20 protein-coding genes, 1 tRNA gene and 1 pseudogene are annotated in these 21,427 nt (G+C 64.5%); 12 read left to right on the plus strand and 10 right to left on the minus strand.

What is annotated here, in order from left to right; genetic code table 11:
* Positions 1–67 precede the first annotated feature (67 nt).
* Positions 68–658 (plus strand): TetR/AcrR family transcriptional regulator, encoded by a 591-nt coding sequence (locus JWN03_RS39775; RefSeq protein ID WP_297626753.1) that lies wholly within the window; start codon positions 68–70, stop codon positions 656–658.
* A gap of 331 nt (positions 659–989) precedes the next feature.
* Here the strand turns inward: JWN03_RS39775 and JWN03_RS39780 are convergent, their stop codons facing one another.
* Complete coding sequence (locus JWN03_RS39780) at positions 990–1,811, minus strand: crotonase/enoyl-CoA hydratase family protein (protein ID WP_297626756.1); 822 nt, start codon at positions 1,809–1,811, stop codon at positions 990–992.
* A 219-nt stretch (positions 1,812–2,030) separates the two neighbouring features.
* Here JWN03_RS39780 and JWN03_RS39785 point away from each other — a divergent pair, with 219 nt between their 5' ends.
* Complete coding sequence (locus JWN03_RS39785) at positions 2,031–2,984, plus strand: acyl-ACP desaturase (protein WP_297626759.1); 954 nt, start codon at positions 2,031–2,033, stop codon at positions 2,982–2,984.
* 77 nt (positions 2,985–3,061) lie between these two features.
* Here the strand turns inward: JWN03_RS39785 and JWN03_RS39790 are convergent, their stop codons facing one another.
* Together JWN03_RS39790 and JWN03_RS39795 are read right to left on the minus strand one after the other, a co-directional pair.
* Positions 3,062–3,322, minus strand: coding sequence for a hypothetical protein (locus tag JWN03_RS39790; RefSeq protein WP_297626762.1), 261 nt, complete (start codon positions 3,320–3,322; stop codon positions 3,062–3,064).
* A 173-nt stretch (positions 3,323–3,495) separates the two neighbouring features.
* Entirely contained in the window at positions 3,496–4,941 is a 1,446-nt protein-coding gene (locus JWN03_RS39795; protein WP_297626765.1) for an MFS transporter, read from the minus strand.
* A 125-nt stretch (positions 4,942–5,066) separates the two neighbouring features.
* Here JWN03_RS39795 and JWN03_RS39800 point away from each other — a divergent pair, with 125 nt between their 5' ends.
* The 3 genes from JWN03_RS39800 to JWN03_RS39810 all read left to right on the plus strand — a co-directional run bounded on the left by JWN03_RS39800 (position 5,067) and on the right by JWN03_RS39810 (position 7,187).
* Positions 5,067–5,660 (plus strand): TetR/AcrR family transcriptional regulator, encoded by a 594-nt coding sequence (locus tag JWN03_RS39800; RefSeq protein ID WP_297626768.1) that lies wholly within the window; start codon positions 5,067–5,069, stop codon positions 5,658–5,660.
* 103 nt (positions 5,661–5,763) lie between these two features.
* Positions 5,764–6,636, plus strand: coding sequence for an SAM-dependent methyltransferase (locus JWN03_RS39805; protein ID WP_297626771.1), 873 nt, complete (start codon positions 5,764–5,766; stop codon positions 6,634–6,636).
* 152 nt (positions 6,637–6,788) lie between these two features.
* Positions 6,789–7,187: a hypothetical protein gene (locus JWN03_RS39810; protein ID WP_297626773.1), complete on the plus strand. Its 399-nt coding sequence runs from the start codon at positions 6,789–6,791 to the stop codon at positions 7,185–7,187.
* A gap of 118 nt (positions 7,188–7,305) precedes the next feature.
* Here JWN03_RS39810 and JWN03_RS39815 read toward each other — a convergent pair whose 3' ends face one another.
* A complete protein-coding gene (locus JWN03_RS39815; RefSeq protein WP_297626776.1) occupies positions 7,306–8,274 on the minus strand; it encodes an SDR family NAD(P)-dependent oxidoreductase in 969 nt (322 codons plus the stop codon).
* 182 nt (positions 8,275–8,456) lie between these two features.
* Here JWN03_RS39815 and JWN03_RS39820 point away from each other — a divergent pair, with 182 nt between their 5' ends.
* A complete protein-coding gene (locus JWN03_RS39820; protein ID WP_297626779.1) occupies positions 8,457–9,278 on the plus strand; it encodes a PIG-L deacetylase family protein in 822 nt (273 codons plus the stop codon).
* A gap of 217 nt (positions 9,279–9,495) precedes the next feature.
* Here JWN03_RS39820 and JWN03_RS39825 read toward each other — a convergent pair whose 3' ends face one another.
* Complete coding sequence (locus JWN03_RS39825) at positions 9,496–10,281, minus strand: SAM-dependent methyltransferase (RefSeq protein WP_297626782.1); 786 nt, start codon at positions 10,279–10,281, stop codon at positions 9,496–9,498.
* Between the two features lie 255 nt (positions 10,282–10,536).
* Between JWN03_RS39825 and JWN03_RS39830 the strand changes: the two genes are divergently transcribed.
* On the plus strand, positions 10,537–11,799 hold the full coding sequence (locus tag JWN03_RS39830; RefSeq protein WP_297626785.1) for an amidohydrolase: 1,263 nt from the start codon (positions 10,537–10,539) through the stop codon (positions 11,797–11,799).
* A gap of 111 nt (positions 11,800–11,910) precedes the next feature.
* On the opposite strand, the gene JWN03_RS39835 is transcribed toward JWN03_RS39830, so the two are convergent.
* Positions 11,911–12,033, minus strand: a complete 123-nt coding sequence (locus tag JWN03_RS39835; RefSeq protein ID WP_297626787.1) for a hypothetical protein — start codon at positions 12,031–12,033, stop codon at positions 11,911–11,913.
* A gap of 192 nt (positions 12,034–12,225) precedes the next feature.
* Between JWN03_RS39835 and JWN03_RS39840 the strand changes: the two genes are divergently transcribed.
* Both JWN03_RS39840 and JWN03_RS39845 read left to right on the plus strand, forming a co-directional pair.
* The gene (locus JWN03_RS39840; protein ID WP_297626790.1) at positions 12,226–14,097 is read left to right on the plus strand and encodes a ThiF family adenylyltransferase; all 1,872 of its coding nucleotides are present in this window, start codon (positions 12,226–12,228) and stop codon (positions 14,095–14,097) included.
* Positions 14,094–15,131, plus strand: coding sequence for a 3-oxoacyl-ACP synthase III family protein (locus JWN03_RS39845; protein WP_297626793.1), 1,038 nt, complete (start codon positions 14,094–14,096; stop codon positions 15,129–15,131). Before JWN03_RS39840 ends, JWN03_RS39845 begins: the two co-directional genes overlap by 4 nt.
* An 84-nt stretch (positions 15,132–15,215) precedes the next feature.
* On the opposite strand, the gene JWN03_RS39850 is transcribed toward JWN03_RS39845, so the two are convergent.
* Positions 15,216–16,418 carry a methyltransferase gene (locus JWN03_RS39850; protein WP_297626796.1) on the minus strand — a complete coding sequence of 401 codons (1,203 nt, stop codon included), beginning with the start codon at positions 16,416–16,418 and terminating at the stop codon, positions 15,216–15,218.
* 289 nt (positions 16,419–16,707) lie between these two features.
* On the opposite strand from JWN03_RS39850, the gene JWN03_RS39855 reads away from it, so the two are divergent.
* On the plus strand, positions 16,708–17,112 hold the full coding sequence (locus JWN03_RS39855) for a hypothetical protein (RefSeq protein ID WP_297626799.1): 405 nt from the start codon (positions 16,708–16,710) through the stop codon (positions 17,110–17,112).
* Between the two features lie 129 nt (positions 17,113–17,241).
* On the opposite strand, the gene JWN03_RS39860 is transcribed toward JWN03_RS39855, so the two are convergent.
* Positions 17,242–18,063 carry a sugar phosphate isomerase/epimerase family protein gene (locus tag JWN03_RS39860; protein WP_297626939.1) on the minus strand — a complete coding sequence of 274 codons (822 nt, stop codon included), beginning with the start codon at positions 18,061–18,063 and terminating at the stop codon, positions 17,242–17,244.
* Positions 18,064–18,564: 501 nt separating this feature from the next.
* Here JWN03_RS39860 and JWN03_RS39865 point away from each other — a divergent pair.
* The gene (locus JWN03_RS39865; RefSeq protein WP_297626801.1) at positions 18,565–19,167 is read left to right on the plus strand and encodes a DUF7691 family protein; all 603 of its coding nucleotides are present in this window, start codon (positions 18,565–18,567) and stop codon (positions 19,165–19,167) included.
* 296 nt (positions 19,168–19,463) lie between these two features.
* Here the strand turns inward: JWN03_RS39865 and JWN03_RS39870 are convergent.
* Together JWN03_RS39870 and JWN03_RS45890 are read right to left on the minus strand one after the other, a co-directional pair.
* Positions 19,464–19,537: transfer RNA gene (locus JWN03_RS39870), tRNA-Ile, on the minus strand.
* 668 nt (positions 19,538–20,205) lie between these two features.
* Positions 20,206–20,811, minus strand: a pseudogene (locus JWN03_RS45890) (DUF6892 domain-containing protein).
* On the opposite strand from JWN03_RS45890, the gene JWN03_RS39880 reads away from it, so the two are divergent.
* Positions 20,753–21,298: a ferredoxin gene (locus tag JWN03_RS39880; RefSeq protein ID WP_297626805.1), complete on the plus strand. Its 546-nt coding sequence runs from the start codon at positions 20,753–20,755 to the stop codon at positions 21,296–21,298. The pseudogene JWN03_RS45890 and the gene JWN03_RS39880 sit on opposite strands and share 59 nt — an antisense overlap.
* The last annotated feature ends 129 nt before the right edge of the window (positions 21,299–21,427 follow it).

Raw genomic sequence — 21,427 nt, forward strand, 5'->3', positions numbered from 1 at the left:
ATTGACTATTTGGTAAATTACCGAGAGCTCAATCCAGTGTCAAAGGTGCGGACGGAAGGCGGGAGCGGTGAGCGGTGCGGGAACCAAGGGTGTGCCGCGTGCGCAGCGCGAGGCGCAGATCCTCGATGTCGCGGCCGCGGAGATCGCCCGGGTGGGTTATGCGGGCCTGTCGCTCGGAGTGGTAGCCACTCGGGCAGGCGTGTCGAAACCGCTGGTGTACGCCTACTTCGACACCAAGGACGGGTTGTACGTGGCATGTGTGCAGCGGGCGGCGGCCGCACTCGGTGATTCGATCGATGAGGCGATCAACGGGCCCGCGACGCTACAGATGGCCGAGCGCACGCTGGCGGGCATCTTCACCGCGCTCGAACCGCGTCCGCATGATTGGAAGGTCATTTTCGACCGCTCGCATCCTGCCGACGGGGCCGCGGCCCAGGCCGTCCAGGGTGCGCGGCGGCGCATTGCCGAACAGGCCGGGCAGGGCGTGGGCCGGGTCCTCGACGGACGCGGCCTCACCGACCCCGACGATTTGTCGGCGGTCACCGCGGTCTGGATGGGCACGGTCACCGCGCTGGTCGATTGGTGGTTGCATCATCCGCAGGAGAGCGCTTCGGCAATGATCGCGCGCAGTCGGCGCCTCCTCACGATCTTCGAATAGCCGGTGTCCCGTTTGTGCCAACTCACCGACGCGCCGTGCCATCCACTCCCCTCGGTTCGACGTCCGCCGCCGCGTCCATGAGACTTCTTGTGACCGGCGGGGATTCGCCAGCAATGGCGCCAGCCGCCCGGTCTGCTCCGGGCACGGTGCGGCGAACCGCAAGCGTGCATATGTGCGGGGAATGCGCAGGTCGTCGTAGCAACGCAGACTGCTGCGAGGATGGCGCACCACCCGACGGTGCCCAGCGGGACGCTGGTACACAGCGCCGGTGGCCGGAACACGAAACGGTCCGGGAGTCGACCCCTCGACTCCCGGACCGTTGCCCAATCTGTCAGTCGCCGAAGAACTCGGCCGGCTCGCGATTCTTGAAAGCCGCGAATCCGCGGCGCACATCCTTGGAGAACAGGATGCGCACCAACTCCGGCCGAATACGCCGCAATGCCGCTCTCGCACCGTGGGTTTGGGCCGTGCGGGTGTTCCGGAGGATGGCCGCGACACCGAGCGGCGCTTGCCTGCCGATCTTGTGCGCCATCGCCAGCGCCGCCTCGAACTGTCCGCCGTCAGAGGTGACCTGCTGGACCAATCCGACGCGGTAGGCCTCGGCGGCGTCGAACTCGTCGCCGGTGAGCAGGTAGCGGTAAGCATTGTGCAGGCCCACCGACTGTGGCCAGCGCACGGTCCCGCCGCCGAAGGGGAACAGTCCGCGGGCGACTTCGTACTGGGTGAAAACCGCGGACTCACTGGCGATATTGACCTGTGCGGACAGCATCAGCTCGATGCCCAGGGTGTAGCAGCGGCCCTGCACAGCGGTGACAACAGGTTTCGGGCACGGCTCGGTGGAGACCCCGAACGGATCGATGCCGCCGTGTGGCACGATGCCCTTCACCAGCTCGATCGGCAAGGGGCGCAATGCCGTTGCCATCACTTCGAGAGGCAGCCGGGGCGCCAGCGAGGCGAGATCGAGCCCGCTGGTGAAGTCCTTCCCCTCGGCTCTGAGCACCCCGACTCGCAGTTCGCGATCCTTCGCCAGCTCCGTGTACGCCTCCGACAGACCGCGAAGCAGATCGAAGTCGAAGGCATTGCGTTTGTCGGGTCGATTCAATGTGATGACCAGGGTGTGGCCATCACGTTCCGTCAGCACCGTTTTCGTCATCGGAGACCCGCCTTTCCGAAATTGGGAACGGTCACATAGCAGCATAGTATACCGATCGGTATACAAGCGCTGACGGAACCGAACTCCCCGTGTGAGCTACGTCAAGGTTGGGCCCGTCGGGACATTTGCCCCTAACGGCCATGGACTTTCCCTGGTGAGTTGGTCGATACGACTCGGCCGCAGCGCATCAGGCGCGGGCCCTGGACCCGGGAGCATGGTTTGCCGCGTCAGCTGACTCAGCGAGAGATCCTGTCCGAGCTCGAACCCACCGCCGAGGAGTGCGTGCACCAGCATCTGTCGCGGGCCAAGGACTGGCATCCGCACGACTACGTTCCGTGGGACGAGGGCCGGAATTTCGCCATGCTGGACGGAATCGACTGGGCGCCTGAGCAATCCAAGCTCAGTGAGGTCGCCAAGGCGGCAATGATCACCAACCTGCTCACCGAGGACAACCTGCCCTCCTATCACCGCGAGATCTCCGAGAACTTCTCCCGCGACGGCGCCTGGGGCACCTGGGTCGGCCGCTGGACCGCGGAGGAGAACAAGCACAGCGTGGTGATCCGCGACTACCTGGTGGTCACCCGCGGCGTGGACCCGGTAGCGCTGGAGAACGACCGAATGACGCATATGACAAACGGTTTCGGCGCACCCACCGGAGCACTCGAGGGCCAGGCGGGCTTCCTGTACTCGGTCGCCTACGTCAGCTTCCAAGAGCTGGCCACCCGCGTCAGCCACCGCAATACCGCCCGCGTCTGCAACGACCCCATCGCAGACCGCATGCTGCAGCGCATCGCCGCAGACGAAAACCTGCACATGATCTTCTACCGCACCATGTGCGGCGCAGCCCTGGACCTGGTACCCGACCAAGCCATGGAAGCCATCGACACCATCGTCGAAAACTTCCAAATGCCCGGCGCGGGCATGCCCAACTTCCGCCGCAACGGCGTCCTCATGGCCAAACACGGCGTCTACGACCTACGCCAGCACCTCGAAGACGTCCTCATGCCCGTAGTCCGCCAATGGAACATCTTCGGCCGCAACGACTTCACCGCCCGCGGCGAACAAGCCCGCGACCGCCTGTCCCACTTCCTCCACGACATGGAACACGTCAAAATCCCCCGCTTCGAGGAACAACGCGACCGCGCCTTGGCCCGGGACAGAGCCCGCACGTAGCCCTTCGTCGAACGCCCCGGACGACGCCGTCGGCGTGTTCCATTCCGCGAGTCCAACGCTCCAGATGTTCGTCATACCTAATACCCGCAGGCTTCGCCTTGCGCGATGGCGAAGGGGAGGAGGGCTATGACACCGAACAGGGTGCCGCCGTGTCCGCCCGCGAAGGGCATGATGGCGTTGATTATCGAGCCGGTGATCGGAGCGACCAGGGGACATAGCGGACCTGCGGCGGCCGGGTGATTCGCCCCGTCGACGGGCACCGCGTCGGCGTGTGCGATGGCTCCGGAGGTGAGGGTGATGACCGCGGCGGCCATGAGAGTTACGGCGATCTTGCGCATGCTCGGTTCCTTCCTGGGGAATGAACGACGAATTGATGCACCACCCACCCTATCCATGCAGTCAGTTTCTGACCATAGGGTTAGTATGTGATTCAGAGCGCATGGCCGGAGGGCCGCGCCGCATAGTACGAAAATGGCCGGTCAACGCGAGAACGCTGGTGACCGGCCATTATTCAGTTCGCGGGACGTGGGTTGCGGAACGTGAGGGCGACGACGAAGGTCAGGGTCGCAATGCCTGCGGCTGCTGCGAAGGCGGTGGTCACACCGCTGACCAGGGCGTGCTGGGCGGAGCCGCCGGCGCTGCGGGATGCGGTGCCGAAGATGGTTACCAGGATGGCCAGGCCCAGGGAGGCGCCGGTTTGCTGGAGGGTTTGCAGGGCGCCGCCTGCGGCGCCGGCGTCATGCGGTTCGACATTCGACATGATGATCACATTGAGTGGCGAAACCGCCAGGCCGAGACCGAAGCCCATCAGGAGCATCGCCACGAACAGGAGCGGAAAGTAGCCGCTGTCTGCCGTCAGTTGGGTCAGCAGGATGAGTCCGGCCACCATTGACGCTGTGCCGACCATGGCCAAGGGCTTCGGGCCGAAGCGCGGTAGCAGGCGCGGGATCGTGCGGATCATGGTGAACATCAGCAGGGCGGTGGGCAGGAAGGCGAACCCTGTTGCCAGAGCGTTCAATCCGAGCACGTCCTGCAGGAACTGGGTGAGGAAGAAGAACATCGACATGCCTGCCATGGGGGCCAGGAACATGCTCGCGTAGGCGGCGGCGCGATTGCGATCGGCGAACAAACGCAGGGGTAGCAGCGGTTGGGCCGTGCGCGATTCGATGATGAGGAAGGCCGCGATCAGGACGGCGCCGGCCGCGAGGGAGATATCGGTCGTCGCATTGCCCCAGCCGTTCGATGCGGCGCTGATGAAGCCGTAGACCAGCGCGGCCACACCGGTGGTGGCGGTGACCGCGCCGGGCAGATCCAGGTGGGCGGGCTGCCGCTCGGCCCTGGGCAGATAGCGCAGCGCCAATGCCACGACTGCCAGGCCGAAGGGCACATTGATGAAGAGGACCGACCGCCAGCTCAGCCATTCGGTCAGCAGGCCACCGACAATGAGGCCGATAGCGAAACCGGCACTGGACATTCCGGAGAACAGGGCGAGTACGCGGATACGGGCTTTGGGCTCACGGAAGGTGGTGGTCAGCAGTGCGAGCGTGCTGGGTCCGGCCATCGCCGCACCGATGCCCTGCACTACCCGCGCAATGAGCAGCCAGGTGGCCGAGGGCGCGAGACCACCCGCGAGCGAGGCCAGGGTGAACAGGGTTGCTCCGGCGATGAAGAGATTGCGGCGGCCGAACAGGTCACCCGCGCGCCCGCCGAGCAGTAGCAATCCGCCGAAGACCAGGGTGTAGGCGTTCATCACCCAGGACAGGCTGGTCGCGGTGAAATGCAGGTCGGCCTGAATGCGAGGCAGCGCCACATTCATCACCGTGATGTCCAGGACGATCATCAATTGGCAGGTCAACAGCGTGGCCAGCACGATGTTCGACCGAAGTCTGCGAGATTCGGGCGGTGCGGAGACGAGCGTGTCCGCGACAGCATTGTTCGAAGAAAGTGTGGTCGACAAGGAGTGCTCCATCGAATGAAGTCAAACGGAGGTAGCCTCCGCTTGCGATAGAGCTATCATATGGAGGGTTCCTCCACTTGCGCAAGTCTATCCGGAGGGTCCATCCGTTTTCTAGTGGAGGGTTCGTGGAAGCACCGCCGACGGGAAAGCCGATGCGCGCCGATGCGCGGCGCAACTACGAGCGGATCGTGTCGGCCGCTCAGGAGGCATTCGCCGAGCTAGGTCCCGATGCACCGCTGGAAGAGATCGCGCGCCGCACCGGCGTCGGCATCGGCACGCTGTACCGGCACTTCCCGAATCGAGACGTGCTGATCGAGGCCGTCTACCGCTCCAGCATCGAGCAGCTGAGCCAGCGCGCTCACGAGCTGCTCGAACAGCACACGGCCATAACGGCATTCGAGATATGGCTGCGCGCGCAGGTGGAATGGGTGATGGCCAATCGCAGCCTCGCCACCACTCTGAAGGCCGGGATGGACCACAACACACCGACATTCCAGCTGTGCCGGACGGCGATCACCGGGGCAGCCTCCGCGGTGCTGCAGGCAGCACAGGACGCGGGCGCGATCCGCAAGGATATCGAACCCCGCGATCTGCTCAGGTTCGGTCACGGGATCGGCGTGGCCTGCGAAACGACGCCCGAGGCTGCGGAACGCCTGCTCGCGGTGACACTCGACGGCCTCCGCGTGGCACCCGTCAACAGCTCCGACGCTCAGAACTGATTTCACGACGCGAAAACCGCTGTGGCGGTTGATTCGTGGACGATTTTCGCAGCCCCGGTGCGCTTGAATGCCGGGGTGCGCCGCGATCTGTACGTTGGCGGGCATGCGTACCGATGGAGATTCCTGGGATATCAATACCGGTGTCGGATCCACGGCACTGTTCGTCGCGGCGGCTCGCGCTCTGGCCGGCCGCGCGCCCGATGCGCCCGCGCGCGACCCGCTCGCCGAGATCTTCGTGCGAGCGGCCGGCGAGGAGTGGGTCGACCTGGTCGAGGGCCGAACGCCCGACCATCCGTTGCTGACCCGCGAATTCGGGATTCAGTTCCAGCAGCATCAAATCGCCCGCACCCGATATTTCGACGATTTTGTGAACAGCGCCGCGGCCGATGGCATCCGGCAAGTTGTCATTCTGGCGGCCGGCCTGGATGCCCGCGCGTACCGGCTGCCGTGGCCCGACGGGACCGTAGTCTACGAGCTGGACCGGCCACAGGTGCTGGAGTTCAAACGCGAAACCCTCGCCGAGGCGGGGCACAAGCCGAGCGCCGAGCGCCACGAGGTGGCGGTGGACCTGCGTGAGGACTGGCCGAAAGTATTGCGCGACAATGGTTTCGACCCTACGAAGCCCAGCGCATGGCTGGTGGAGGGCCTGCTGATCTATCTGCCCCCGGCCGCACAGGACCAGCTGTTCGACTCCATCGACGCGCTCAGTGCGTCCGGCAGTCAGGTCGCTATCGAGCAGATGGATCCCCTGCCCTCCGAGGCCGCCGCCGCAATGGCCGACAGCGACGGAGGCGGGGACTGGGTGCGCTTGATCTACAACGAGCCCCGCAGTGAGGCCACCGCATGGTTCGGCGGCCGCGGCTGGACCGGCGAGCGCGTCTACCTCACCGACTACATCCAGGAACTCGGCCAAGCCGCCGCCGACGGCGTCCAGCAGCAGTCATTGGTCAACCTGGTCACCGTCACCCGACCCTGACCGATTCCCGACGCACGGACAACGGCTGGTGATCACGAAATCCGTGATCACCAGCCGTTGTTCCTGGGAGGTTCCTGGTAATGCATCCGAGACGAGCACCGACCCGCTAGCCTCCGAAACAACTACGTTTCACATGAATGAGGACACACTTTATGCGTAAGTCACTCTGGGTCAGCGGGCTCGCTCTGGCCGCTATCGCCGTGCTGGGCTCGACCGGAACCGCGAGCGCGGCCGGAACCAGTATGGGCACCGACTCCATCTTCAACGTCGGCACCGATATCCAGGCCGGCACCTACACCACCACCACCGCCCTCACGACCTGCGCCTGGGCGCGACTGTCGGCACTCACCCCCAGCGCGACCGCGGTCCTGCAGACCGGTGGCGCCGTGAACGGGTCGGCGAGCGTCACCATCCAGTCGACCGATATCGCGTTCTTCACCAGTGGCTGCGGCACCTGGACACTGCAGGTCTCCACCGGGTCCTCGAGCCTGGGCAGCGGCAGCGGCCTGCTGTCGGGCCTGCTGTCGGGCACCGGGTCGTCCGGCTCCTGAGCCGAAACCGGTGACGCGGCACCCGCATTCGCGGTGCTGCTCGTACATCGCAGAACGCGGCCGGTCCATCACAAATTGTGATGGACCGGCCGTTCCCGCATCACCCGATGATCGGAGTTCAGTCGTGCGCGGGCACGGTTACGGCATCGCCGGCAACTGCGGCCGGTTCCGACTGCGGCACAGTTGCTTTCGCGAGGCCCGGGTCGGGCATCCTGCGGTGGAGTTCGTGCAGGCCGCGGCGGGCCACACCGGGCAGCAGCAGATTGAACCAGAGCGACAGCGCGCCGTGCAGGTTCTCCAGATGGGAGGGACGGTGCACGATGGCGTCGGCCAGCATATCCACCGCGGCTTCGGCAGACAGCGTCTTGTAACCGCTCCAGCCCAGGGACGCGCTCATATCGGTGGCCACCAGTGGAAGGCGCACATCCGTGAAAGAGATTCCATCGGAAAGGCATTCGACCGCCGCCACCCGCATGACCGCCTCCAGCGCGGCCTTGGAACCGAGGTAGGAGGAGAACCGGGGCACGTCGGTGATCACGCCGAGGGACGAACTCGAAACGATGTGCCCGGAACCACGGCGGCGCATCTCCGGCAGCAACCGCAGCATCAGCCCGACCGGACCGAAGTAGTTGATACGCATGGTGCGTTCGAAATCGTGCAGGCGGTCTTCGGAACTGGCGATCGAACGCCAGATGGAACGGCCCGCATTGTTGACCAGGACGTCGGGCGCACCGAACTCGACCAGCACCTCGTCGGCAAGCTTGTCGATACCTTCGGCGGTGGACAGGTCCGAGGTGAGAGCGAATGCCTGCCCACCCCGCTCCGCGATCTCGGCGACCAGCTGATCCAATTCGCTTGTGCGGCGGGCCGTCACGATGACGGTCGCGCCCGCGTCGGCCACCCGCAGCGCCAGTGCGCGGCCGATGCCGCTGGACGCTCCGGTGATGAGCACCGTCTTACCCGCTACCCGATCGCCCAGCGTCGGCCCGAACGGCAGCGGCAACCGCCACGGTACGGTCAGCACATTGACCACCTGCCGGACCAACTCGATCTGGGCTCCCGCAATGGCCTTACGAATGCTTGTCAACGCACTACCCATACTTCCTGAGATCCAATCCCCTTCGCGGCGATGGTATTCGATCTTGGTGACCGTAGCGTTACCGAAGTTCTCGCTATCGTCGTCAGGTGACCGGCACGCGATGAGCGGCCCGGCGTACGGCGATCCGCTCTGCCCTGCCAGAAGTGGTTCCGCCCGTGTATGTTTCGGCCATGAAGCCCGCGTTCCCGGCGACCTCCCGTCCTACTCCCCTCCCCCGCCGTTTCGACCGAATCCTGGTGATCGCAGCACATCCCGACGACGCCGAATTCAACTTCGGGGCCACCACCGCCCGCCTCGTGGACGAGGGCGCGCAGGTGACCTACCTCATCGTGAGCGACGGTGCGCAGGGTGGCGAGGACCCGGCGGAACCAGCGGACGAACTGATCGCGACCCGATACTCCGAACAGCGAAATGCCGCGAAAGTGCTGGGTGTCGACGATGTTTCGTTCCTCGGCTTCCCCGACGGATCACTCGCCGACACTCCCGAGCTTCGGCTCGCGCTGACCCGGGAGATCCGACGGCACCGCCCCGACCTCGTCCTCACCCATCAACCGCTGCGGTCGCTGCAGTTCCCGATCGGCGCATCACATCCGGACCACATGGCGGTCGGGGAGGCCGCACTCAGCGCCGTCTATCCCTGCGCGCGCAATCCCCGGGCCTTCCCGGAACTGCTCGCCGAGGGACTGCCCGCCCACCGAGTAGCCGAGGTCTGGGTACCGGGCTACGAGCACACCGACCTCCTGGTCGACGTCGATCGCACCGCAGAGCGCAAAGTGACGGCAATTCTCGCGCACCGTAGTCAATTTCGCGGATCCCCGGATCCGCGCGCGGACGTCCGATGGGTGATCGACCGCATGCGCGGGTACGGCAAACGCCTCGGATGCGAATACGCCGAGGCGTACAAGCGCATCATCACGGATGTGGTCGCGGCCCCGGCGACAACAGCGACAGCCGATCCGCATACCGATCAGTTGCAGATTGTCACCCAGTGACACAGGCACTTTCGCGGTCACTCACGAAGCACTCGACTCGGCATGACGAGGAACTGCACGACTACGAAACCGACGACCAGCGCGGCCGCCGGTAGGTAGAGGCTGGTCCCCATCGCCTCGGCGAACGGGCCGCGCAGGAATTCGGGCAGCGGTCCGGTGGATTGCGCGGCGCCGTTGCCCGACCCACCGAAAAGCTCTGTTCCGCAGCCACACTCGATCAGGGTTTGCGACCGACCCCGCAGTAGCAGGACACCTTGGCATCGAAGGCCGGTGAGATCTCGGTGGTCTCCGCGAGCCCCCACCGATGCGGTGGCACCACTCCCGGCTCGACCAGTTCCAGGCCGGAAAACCAGCCGGTCAGCTCCTCCCGGGTACGGACCTGCGCGGGGAGCTTGCGGACACGATAGACATCCTGTGCCGCGACCACCTGCTCCGGGGCGAAATCGGCTGTGATCGTGCAGATCACGAGGAACGAGCCGGGAGCCAGCGCATCCAGGAAAGTCGACACGATCAGCGGGATACTGGCCTCGACGAAATGCAGCAACGCGATCATACTCAAGCCGACCGGCTCGGACAGGTCCAGCACGCCGTCCAAGGCCGCCAGGATCGAGAGCGGATCGGTGACATCACCCTGGATATAGGTTGTCGCCCCCGACGTGCCGCCGGGCATCAACGCCCGCGCATGCGCCAGCACCACCGGATCGTTGTCGACGTACACCACCCGCGAGTCCGGTGCGGCCTGCTGCGCGATCTGGTGCAGGTTGGGCTCGGTCGGAATCCCGGTACCTATATCGAGGAACTGCCGGATCCCGGCATCGGCCAGGAACCGGGTACTGCGCTGCATGAACTGCCGATTGACCCGGGCGGCGGTACGAATATCCGGCCACGCCAGCAGGATCTCCTCCGCGGCCTTCCGGTCGGCCTCGTAGTTGTCCTTGCCGCCGAGGAAGTAGTCGTAGATACGCGAGGTGTGCGGCTGATCCAATGGGATTACCTTGTCCATCCAATCACCACTTCAATCATCGGCTGGTCGACCACACACGTACCCGCACAGGCTAGTCCGCCGGGCCCCCGGACCGAAGGGTTTCTTGCGGAACAGCTTCGACTCGCGCGATTCCATCGCCGCCGGTCAGAACTTTGTCGCGAATGCCCGAAAAGGCCGTGCGCGGCAGAGCCTGTCACGGTGTTGTTCTCTCCCGGAAGGAACGAAAACGGGGAAATCGCCATGGTCTGCGCTACGGCGTGGATCATTGGCCCTGTGCCGTCGATCAACTCTCGTGTCGCCTGCATCACCGCCGATCTCGCGGAGCTGTACCGCGACCTGCACGCGCATCCCGAACTGTCCTTCGCCGAGCACCGCACCGCGGCGATCGTCGCTCGGCGCGCGAAGGCTCTCGGCTACGAAGTGACCGAGGGAGTCGGGAAGACGGGTGTTGTCGCCCGCCTGGCGAACGGACCCGGCCCGCTGATCCTGCTGCGCGCGGATATGGACGCGCTGCCGCTCAGCGAGCAGACCGGACTGACCTATGCCTCGATCGACACCGATCCGGACAGCGGCCGCCCGACCATGCACGCCTGCGGCCACGATATGCACGTCACCTGTCTGCTCGGCGCGCTCGATGTGCTCGCGGCCGCCCGCGAGCAGTGGTCCGGCACCGTGCTGGGCGTTTTCCAACCGGGCGAGGAGATCGGGCTCGGCGCGCAGGCAATGGTCGACGACGGGCTCTTCGAACGTTTCGGGAAGCCGGAAATCGTGCTGGCCCAGCATGTCCTGCCGATTGCGGTCGGGACCATTGCGACACGCCCGGGCGCAATCCTCTCCGCCAACGACAGTCTGCGGATCACCCTCCACGGCCGCGGCGGACACAGCTCGCGCCCCGAGACGACGGTCGATCCGATCGTGATGGCCGCCGCCACCGTGCTGCGCCTGCAGACCATCGTGTCCCGCGAGATCGCCGCGGCGGACCAGGCCGTTGTCACCGTCGGCACCCTGCACGCGGGCACCAAGGAGAACATCATCGCCGCTCAGGCCGAACTCGGCCTGAGCATTCGGACCTACTCCCCCGAGCTACGCGGCAAGGTGCTCGAAGCGGTGCGGCGGATCGTGCACGCGGAGGCCGACGCCGCGGGCGCGGACCGTGCGCCGACGATCGAACATCTGACCCGGCTGCCCGTCACCATCAACGAACCTGTCGCACTGGACAAGACGCGCACCGCGCTGCGGGATGCCCTCGGCGCCGAGCAGGTCCTGGAAATGGGGTCCTTCCCGGCCAGCGAGGACGTCGGCATCCTCGCCGAGGCCGCGGGTGCGCCGCTGTCGTTCTGGTTCTTCGGCGGTGCGGACGCCGCGAAATTCGCGGCGGCACAACAAAAGGGCACCGTCGACCAGGACATCCCCATGAACCACTCGCCGTACTTCGCGCCGCTCGCCGAGCCGACGATCAGCCATGGCGTCACCGCCCTCACCGCGGCGGCCCGCGCGTGGCTCGATCCGCGCCGAACCGGTGACGTCTCGGCGTAACAGCTATTCGCCACCCGCGTCGGTGCATCCCGGCCCTGCGCTTCCCGAAATGCCCGTGCTCACGCACCGCGGCACCGGCCCGTCCTGCTCCGACGATGACGCCGTGACCGCCTAATTGCCGTTGTGCGCAGCGGGATTCGTCGCGACGTGCGGTGCGTACAGCACCACGGAACGACCCCGGCTGATCGTCGTCGTTCCCTCGGACACACCACGGTGATTTGTCCTGTTGGTCATTTGCCTCATTTCACAGCTACTATTCAGCAACACGACTCGCTGACCTCTCATGGCACGAGAATCATGTTGTCTTCCTGCTCGGATTCGCTCAGACGTTGACGTACTCTGCTCGTCCGCATCTACGTACAGCACCCTCAGCAAACGAATTCCTGGAAAGGATCCATGCACGTGTCGGTATCTGGCGGCTTTCGCATGTCTATCGAAGGATGCGACATCTGGGACCGCAATCCTGATGTGCAGTGGCATGTTTCGGCGTTTCAAGCACCCCGCAACGGGGCCGACCACACCGATCAGGTGCGGCGGCTACGGGAACTGCGGGCTCGAATCCTGTACGACAACGGCAGGCGGCCGGACTTCCGCGACGCCAGCGGCGCCCATGTCGATGATCAGGAATTGGATTACGGTGCCTGGCATTTCGTTGCCCGGCGACATCCGAACGGCCCGGTGCTGGGCTATATCCGGCTGTCGACTCCGGCGACCGGCGAGCTGTTCCAGTCCCGGGCGCATCTGGGCGAACTGCAGTACGAGCGATTGCTGGCCGCCGAGGGCGCCGGGATCGACGAGACCTACGAGCACAGTCGGCTGGTGGTGGAGCATCGAGCCCGCAAACTGGGGCTGGGCGCGTATCTGAACGCGGTCGCGATCGGCGCCGCGCACCATCTCGGAGCCAAGATCATGATCGGCACGTCGGGGACCCAGGACGGCCAGGATCAGTTCCACGGGCGGTTCGGCTTTCATCCCGTGCCGGGAACGCGCTGCTACGTCGAGCGCTACACCGAGGAGGTGGTGATTCTGCTGCACCGGACCTCAGCGGGAGCCGGCGAATACACCGACCTGGTGGACCGGATGCGTCACCGGTTTCCAGCGCTGACGACCGGCGATCTCGACGCATGGACAGCGCCGGGGCTCGAAACCTACGACGCTCCAGCGGCTCTGGCGGCGGCGGCCGTACCGGACCGCGACGAGTGGCAGCCGGTGCTGCTCGAGCCGATCCACGCTGCCGACCACGAGGCATTGACCGGACTGCTCGAATCAGGCCGGGTCACGGCCGTGCACGACACCATCACCACTCAGTTGGCCGAGCTGATCAGTTGCCGGGAGCCCGGTCGCCGCTACGCGGGGGTCGAACTCGATCAGAAGATCGACGAGCAGTTGGCCGGGGTCCAGGCGTGGGCCTACGGCAGTTGGGTCTGGTACCCCTGGTCGGGGCGGCTGGTACATGTGCTGCCGCGCGAGGAGTTCCGGCTCGTCCGCAGCGACCGCAATCGCGAAAAGATCCAACGCCCTCAGCAACGCCGGCTGCTCGACCGGCGGATCGGGATCGTCGGACTGTCGGTCGGCAATAGCGCGGCGGTCACACTCGCGCTCGAAGGCGTCGGTGGCGCGTTCCGGCTCGCCGACTTCGACGAGTTGAGCCTGTCCAATATGAACCGACTGCGTGCGGGTGTGCATCATCTGGGCGTCGGCAAGGCGGTGATCTGCGCACGCCAAATGTTCGAGATCGACCCGTATCTGGACATCGAGATCATCACTACCGGGCTGACGGAAACCTCCATGACCGAGTTCTTCCACGGCAACCAGACGCCGATCGATCTCCTGGTGGAGGAATGCGATACGCCGTACGTCAAGATCGCGGCCCGGGAATACGCTCGCGCACTGGGCATTCCGGTGGTCATGGATTGCAATGATCGCGGCATGCTCGACATCGAGCGATTCGATCTGGAGCCTGACCGGCCACTGCTGCACGGCAGAATCGGTGATCTCCGCGCGGCGGATCTGCCGGAGCTCACGGCCCAGGCCAAGGCCGATCTCATCTTGGCGATGGTCGATGCCGAGCGGATCAGCCCCGAACTCGCCGCCGCATTCGGCGAAATCGGCCGGACACTGAGCAGTTGGCCGCAACTCGCCTCCGATGTGGCACTCGGCGGAGCGCTCGTCACCTCGGCCGCTCGTCGGATCCTGCTCGGCGCACCCTGCGAATCCGGCAGGTTCTACATCGATCTCGATACCCTGATCGCGCCCGAGTACAACACCGCCGCCGCGCTGGACGGTGTCCTCACATGACAACGGTGTATGCGCCGGACCAGCCGCAGTCCATGGCCGTGCGGCCGCCGGTCCCGCTGCCGATCCTGGTGTCGGGCTCCGGCATTCATCTGCCCGAGACCGTCGTCACCAATGCGGATCTCACTCGGACACTGGATACTTCCGCCGAGTGGATCGTCAGTCGCACCGGTATCCGGGAACGCCGGCGACTGGCGCCGGAGCTGGCGGTCTCGGATATGTGTGTTGCGGCCGCCCCTGCGGCACTGGCCGAAGCGGGGATCTCGCCTCGTGATCTCGACGCGGTCATTATCGCGACCTACACCTACGACCAGCCGCTTCCCTCGACAGCACTGATGGTCAAGGAACGCATCGGGGCCGACCGAGCCCTGCCGATCGACATCACCCAGGCTGCGTGCGCCAACGGGCTGCAAGCCATATTGCTTGCCGCCCACCTGCTTCAGGTTTCCGCGCGAGCGGTGCTGGTCGTCGCTGCCGACTGCGCATCCCGAATCACCGATCCCCGGAACCGCACCACAGGCGTTTTCTTCGGGGACGCGGCGGGCGCCGTCGTGCTTACCCGCACCGAAACCCCCGGCGCGGGACTGCTGTCCTGGGACTTCGGATCTCAGCTATCCCATGATGTCGAAATCCGGGCCGGCGGGTCTCGTTTGCCGACCAGCGCTCAGACCGTCGCCGACCGCGAACACTATCTCCGGATGGACGGCCGGGCGGTCTGGGCGGCGGCGACCACGCGGCTGCCGCAGAGCATCCGCGCCGCTACCGATCGTGCCGGGCTCCCCGTCACGGAGATCGACCACTTCTTCCTGCACCAAGCCAATCTCAATATCCTCACCGCCGCCATGACCGAACTCGAGGTGCCGATGCAGCGGGCGCCCGTCACCCTCGATACCCTCGGCAATACCGGGTCCGCCGGGGTCCTCACCGCTCTGCATCAGGCGCGCACCGATCACCGGATCCAACCCGGCGATTCCTTTATACTGTCAGCCATCGGAGCCGGATTCCAATGGGGCACACTATGTTTCCGTCAGGGATAGGTTTCCGACAGTCGCCTGACTGACCGTTCACCGCTCGGCGCAACTGGTCCAGAAGGCCGCAAACCTTCTGGACCGTTCGCCTGTTTACGGCGCAGTGGGCAATCGTCCCGGTTTGCGGCCGAACACCATCGATGTCGGCCCGATCAGGTGCCGCTTCTTGATGTGGATGAATCCCGCGTCTCGAAGCCATCCTGTGCACTGTGTGGTGGTGGCTTCGAAGCCCTCGCGCATCTCCAACATGATGTTCAGGCTGGAGAGCGAGCTGACGAGATTGTTCCTGCGACCGGGGTCGGTCATGGCGTCGTAGACGAGCAATGCGCCGCCGGGCGGCAGTGCCGTATAGGACTTCGCGATCAGTTCGCGGCGCTTGGTTTCGCTGTAACCGTGCAGCAGGTGGCCGAAGCAGATCACGTCCGCGCTCGGCAGTGGGCCGTCGTTCATATCGCCCGCGACGAAGCTGATCCGGTCGCCGAGTGCGAACGATTCGACGTATTCCTCGAAAATCGGGCCCACCGCGGGCAGGTCGTAGCTGAACCCGCTGATATGGGAGTGGGTGAGCGCGACCCGCACGGGCAGCGCCCCCTGAGCCGCGCCGACGTCCGCGAACGTCCGGAAACGCTGCCAGGGAAAACGTTTGGCGATCAGCATCGCCTCGCCGGTCGAGATTCCGGTCATCCCGGCCAGGAAATTCCGCAGCGCTGCCTGGTCGCCGTAGAGCGAGGAGAAGAATTCGCTCTCCCCGTGTTCCTCCTCGGCCCCGGGACTGCCTGTCCGCAGCAGATCCCCCAGCCCCGACCACAGGTCGTAGAGTCGCGTGCTCGACAGCTCCATCAACCCGCCGATATAACTGGGTTTGGCGCGGTCCAGGAACAACGCGGCCTGACGCGAGTTCGTGTAGATCCCCGCGCGGTCCCGCCGCAGCAATCCCATGTCGACCAGAGCCGCCAGGAACGGCCCGGCAGCGCGCGGATGCCACCCGAGCCGGTCTCGCAATTGCTGCTCCGAGAGCGGACCCACCGCCAACTCCGTGAACACACCGGACTCCACCGCCGTGAGGACGACCCGAGAGGACCAGAACGCCATCCCCGTCTCCAGAATCTTCTGGGGATCGGCAAACCGCCGCAGCACCGGACCGCCGATCCGACTCTGAAAAGCCTTCATCAGCAACAACTCCCGGCGGATCCCGCGCGCGCGATCAGCACCGGACACCGCCTGACCTGCGCCCGAGGGAACCTCGCGACCCGGTAGAAGCGGACTGCCTTCGATCGAACTCTTGGGATGTGCCATGTGCAACTCCTCCAGTGTCATGACCGACCTGCGAACCGGCACCCAGGTGCAATCCGTGCCGAGCGCGAGGCTCAGGCCAATCACATCACCGGGAACCGCCCAGGTATAGGCAAAAGCACCCATATCCGACATCAACTGCGGGGTCGAGGAGGTTCAACCCTGGATTCGCAGCACGGCCATCCATTATCAAGCGAGACACGAATGACAGGTTAGGCCACACGCCGCCCGGCCTTCGACCGTACGGCCCGCGCCGCACCACCCTCATCGCAATCGCAAAGGACAGCACCTGATGACGGACCTTCTGGCCATGCTCGTTCGACCTGCCGGAACCTCACAACACATCATGACCTTGGGAAATGGATGGTCAACCGCCATCGAACGCCTCGACGACGACTCCTACTCCATCGAATATCCCGCAGCGCTAGCGGAACTGCGCCGAATCCTCGATCACGGCGAAGAAACCAGCCTGATCCTGCGCACTTTCACCCAGGAGATCAGCCACACCCTTCCCAACGGCACGTCCATCCCCATCAAAGAAGTGCGCGGCTGGTGCATCAACGAGGGCGTTCTCCACCCGCTGTCCGGGCAGCAGATGTTCGATGCGAGCTGCACCGATGCGGACACCGGAGAGCCGATCGCGCCAGAGCGCGCTGTCCGATACATCGATGCCTACGCAGTCGAGCTCGGAGCCTGAGATGAAGAGGTCCAGCAGTTCCGTGGACTTCCCTCGGTCTCGAACCGACGATTCTGATCAGGTTGTGCCACTCGCCTTCTCGATTGCCTGATTCGGTAATCGATTGCAGCTCTGCCACTCTCAGCGGAGCTACTTAGGGGAAACGGCTGTCAATAAGGCGCGGACCGCCGCGATGCAAGGGCGAAGCCGTTCTGCCGGATGGACGCCGGCCAGCGCCAGTGATCGTCTCGGTACCTCGAGTCCGATCACGATGTCGGACGGCAGCGCGGCGAGGATATCGCGCAGGGGCAGTTCGCCTTCGCCGGGAACCATGCGTTCGTACATGGCTTCCTCGGCGTAGTTGACGGTCCGCGGTTGCAGCGTGGTGTCGTTGATTTGGGCATAGCCGATGTGGTGGGGATCGATCGCGGCCAGGTCGGCAGCGCCGGATCCCGACCGCACCAGGTGCATGGTGTCGATCAGCAATCGGAAGTCCGGTCTTGCAACATGTTTCACCGCGTCCAGCGCGGTGGGCAGGTCACCAACAGTCAGGCCGGGCACCGCTTCGATCACCGTCTCGATGCTCCGCTCCGCGGCCAATTCTGCCAGCGCGGCAAACTGGTCGAAGGAGCGGTGGCGATCCGGGTCGAGGCTGACCACGTTGATCCGGGGGACCCCGAGTTCGGCCAGGATATCGAAATCGCCACGGAAAGAACGCATGTCGGCCCCCGGTAGCACCAGGAACCCGTCGCCCAGCGAGATCGTGACGCCGCGGTGCTCCATCGCGGCGAGCATGTCCTTTCGGAGCGCGACATCGTCCTTCAGTGAGAACGGTGGATAGCCGAGAGGCACCGACGCGAAATTCTGAAGAAAGATCGTGATGTTGCGGCATCCAAGGTCTGCCGCGAGATCAACGAATTCCACCGGCGGCAAACCGAACACGCTAAGGGCCTCGATACTAAGCCGATCCATCGCCCTGCGACCGCCCTCTCCTGAACATGTAGCCGCCAGGTGGCCGAAGCCCGAAATCGCGCATCCCACCACCTTAATGACAGACCGATATTCCATCGCAGATTCGACTGCACAACCGATCTTCGCGGTCAAGAATCGACGTCAAACCAACAGATTTCGCCACCGCAACGAGTTCATGACCGTGAGCCCGATCAATGCCCGAATTCCCCTCACCTACAACTGAACCGACGCCCACCAGGAAATGATGGCGGCAAACACCGAGAAGCCCCCGCCACCAGTTCCTGGTCGGCGATACTCCGCATCATCGATCACGGCAACCACCCCGAACTGCCGCGTAGCGAGCCGCCCAGACCGACCATACGTCACCCCCGAAGACCAACGCGCTGAGATCATCTCGGCATCGGTAACGCACTGAAATGCCGATGAGCGTGTCCCTATAGGTCGTTGTGAGCGAGGAGGCCACCGGACCGAATGCCGCTATGGCTGGCTACGATTCGCGTCGTGTCACATGCTCTGCACGTCTACCTTGTCGATCGGGCCAAGCTCGAGGCCGTCGTCGGTTCCAACAACAACAAGCTCCTGAACCGGGTTCTGGAAGGGGGACCGCCGTGGCGCAGGATGCTGTCGCGGCTGATCCCGCCACTCGGACGGCAGGCCGAAGACTCGCGGCGGCTCTCGATCACGTTCCAGATCTCAGATCAGGATGGTCACGTCGAGCGGAACAAGGCAGCGCTTCGAACCATCATCGCGGGTGGGCCTTTCGATGAGGAACGTGCTGGAAACTATGTTGAGGCACTGGAACTGATTTGCCGGCAACTAGGTCCCTACGTCGGCGATGCGACCTTCTGGTTCGGCAACGACGATCTCCCGTTCGTCATCGAGGACTTGGCTACCGGGATGGTGGGCCAGCCACCCTTTCCCAAGTCCGAACGGAACGGATGGGGTGTCATGAGCAAGAAGAGCTGTACTGAGGAACTGGAGTACTGGGAAGGCAAAGTTGCCGAAGATCCCGACTACTCCGATGGGTATGGCGAACTTGTCGTCGAGTGGCTGCGCGCATCGAAAGCTGCCAACAAGGACCTCATCGGGTTCTGGGGCGGATAACGTTCCCGGGTCGCTTTCCCTGGACGCACTCTCATGCCGCGACCCGCGCGTTGGTCGACCGTCCAAACCGGTTGGCCGACACCACTTCCAACGCCCACTTCTGCCGAGTTGAGGTGCTGGCTATTCGTCGGTTCGGGTTCAGTCCAGGTGTGGATCTGTCAGCAGCACTACGCGGTCAGCGGTGGGGTCGAAACCGGGTACCGGGGACTGATCGCCGTCCTCCGCGTACATGGGCAAAGGGATACCGGAGGGATTCCGGCGAGCGTGGTCCTCAAGCTGACTTGCCCAATCCTGAGTACCCCCGGCGGGGCTTGAACCCACGACCTTGACGTTATAAGCGTCCTGCTCTAACCGGCTGAGCTACGGGGGCATGTGCACGACGAAGCCCCGGGGCGGCTGGCCCCGGGGCTAGGTATGCACTGACCCAGCAGTTCGAGCATGAGGACAGTATGGCATCGGCCAGTGACACTGGGCCAGTGGCTCGGCCTCGAACGATGAATGCACGATAATGCCGCTTCCAGCGCTGTTTCGACTGGCCGCACGACGTTGACTGGCAGTGTCGTTATCCAGCAATCGCCGACGTGAGTGTCTGATCTGATCTCACTCGGTGTACGGGCCAGGTGTGCCCGGCAGGTGGTGGCCGAGCTCGTCGGCGCGTACGACGAGCAGTTCCATGCAGTCATGAAGGTGCGGGAGGGTTCCCCGAGGTGCTCACGCACCAAGGCGACGGCCTGAATGGCACGGCCAGATGTAAGCAGAGCGTCGAACCGATCTTGGGTCTCCGGCGACATCCGATTCCACAGTTCGCGAGCCGCATGTTCTCTGAGCATCTGGGCACACCACCACATGCTCGGCCGGATGGCGAATCAATTTCCGGGCGAAGTGCGGGCTGCAATCATCCGCTCATGCCGCGACCCGCGCGGTTCGAAGCGGCCACGCACCACGCCCGAAGATCACCGGCCGGGCCATCCGGGGCTTGCCGAACGTAGCCGACGAGCGGTCTCCTCGCTGTTGCACCGAGAGTCCGAGACGGGCTGGCTAGGAGACCATTTCGATGTTGCGGGAGCGCAACACGTCCTTGAGATGAGGCGCAAGCCAATCCGCACTCACTACACGTTTCAGATTCGGCAGGAGGTCGAGGTCATCGAGACTGGTGACGTCGAACTGCTCAGTCTCACCGTCCTAGTGCGGACAACATTCGAAGTACACCCGGCAGCCACCGTCAAAGTTCAACTCCTCGATGCCGCCGAGGAGGTCGCCGGGCAAGTCCAACCTCTCGAAGTACGCTCGGGCTTCCGGCACGATTTGGTCTGGGTAGTTGTCGATCGAATAGGCCCAGAGGTCGCCGGTGACGCCACGTGCCTCCAGCGCGCGCTCAAGAGACCATGGCGGAAGCCTTGGATGGAATCCGTACATCAGTACGTCGATGACGGACAGTTTGAGATTGAAGTCCACGAACGTAGTCACACGCCCAAAGTAGCTCGGGGCTACGACGTGGACTGCTCGTCGAGATGGGCCGTGGGCATCTCGCGGCGCGGCAACGCCCTGCGGTGCCGAATACCGTTCCGTAGGAGATGCTTTCACTATGACCGACATTCCGCGGCGCTGGGATCCGATGAGTTCGGTTCCATCGGACCTCTTCATCCCCGACGACGGTACAAAGTGGGCGGAGAAGCATTGGCTCAATGTGCCCGGTCCCGTCTACACCGGCCAGACCGATACCTGTTGGACCGGAAGGTATTGCGCACCTCGGCACGTCCTCTACGGTGGCGAGTTCTACAACGAGTTCGTTTATCGGCAGCCGAAGTCACCCGCTGAGGTCGAAGCCTTACTCGCTGCAGCGAACGAGGACCCGTTTGATGGCTACGCCTTCGATGGCGACTCGCGGTGGACGCCAATTGCTGTTCACGCGTGGTGGCTTGATCGCAGGAGAGTCGAGCAGCATGTCGCCGATTTACTTGCCGAGTGGACCGCAGAAGAAGTCCATCCGCAGGAAGCCGAGGCGGCCGAAGGTGCACGCGACTTTCTGGCGTACTTGGCCGGCGACCTCGAGACAGACCTGCGGGCATACCTGTTCCGATTGGAAAGTGGTCGGTACCCGGACAAGGGCGATCGGCTTCCAAACCTGTAGCCGGAAGGTCACGCACGACCGTCTTCACATGCCGCGGACCGCGTTGACCGCGCGAGGGGCTGGACTTAGCGCGCCAGATCATCTGGTGGCGAATTTTATGAAACGGGTGTCTTCCATAAGTTTGCTGGG

Source organism: Nocardia sp. (assembly GCF_025465275.1).
In the GTDB taxonomy this organism is placed as follows: domain Bacteria; phylum Actinomycetota; class Actinomycetes; order Mycobacteriales; family Mycobacteriaceae; genus Nocardia.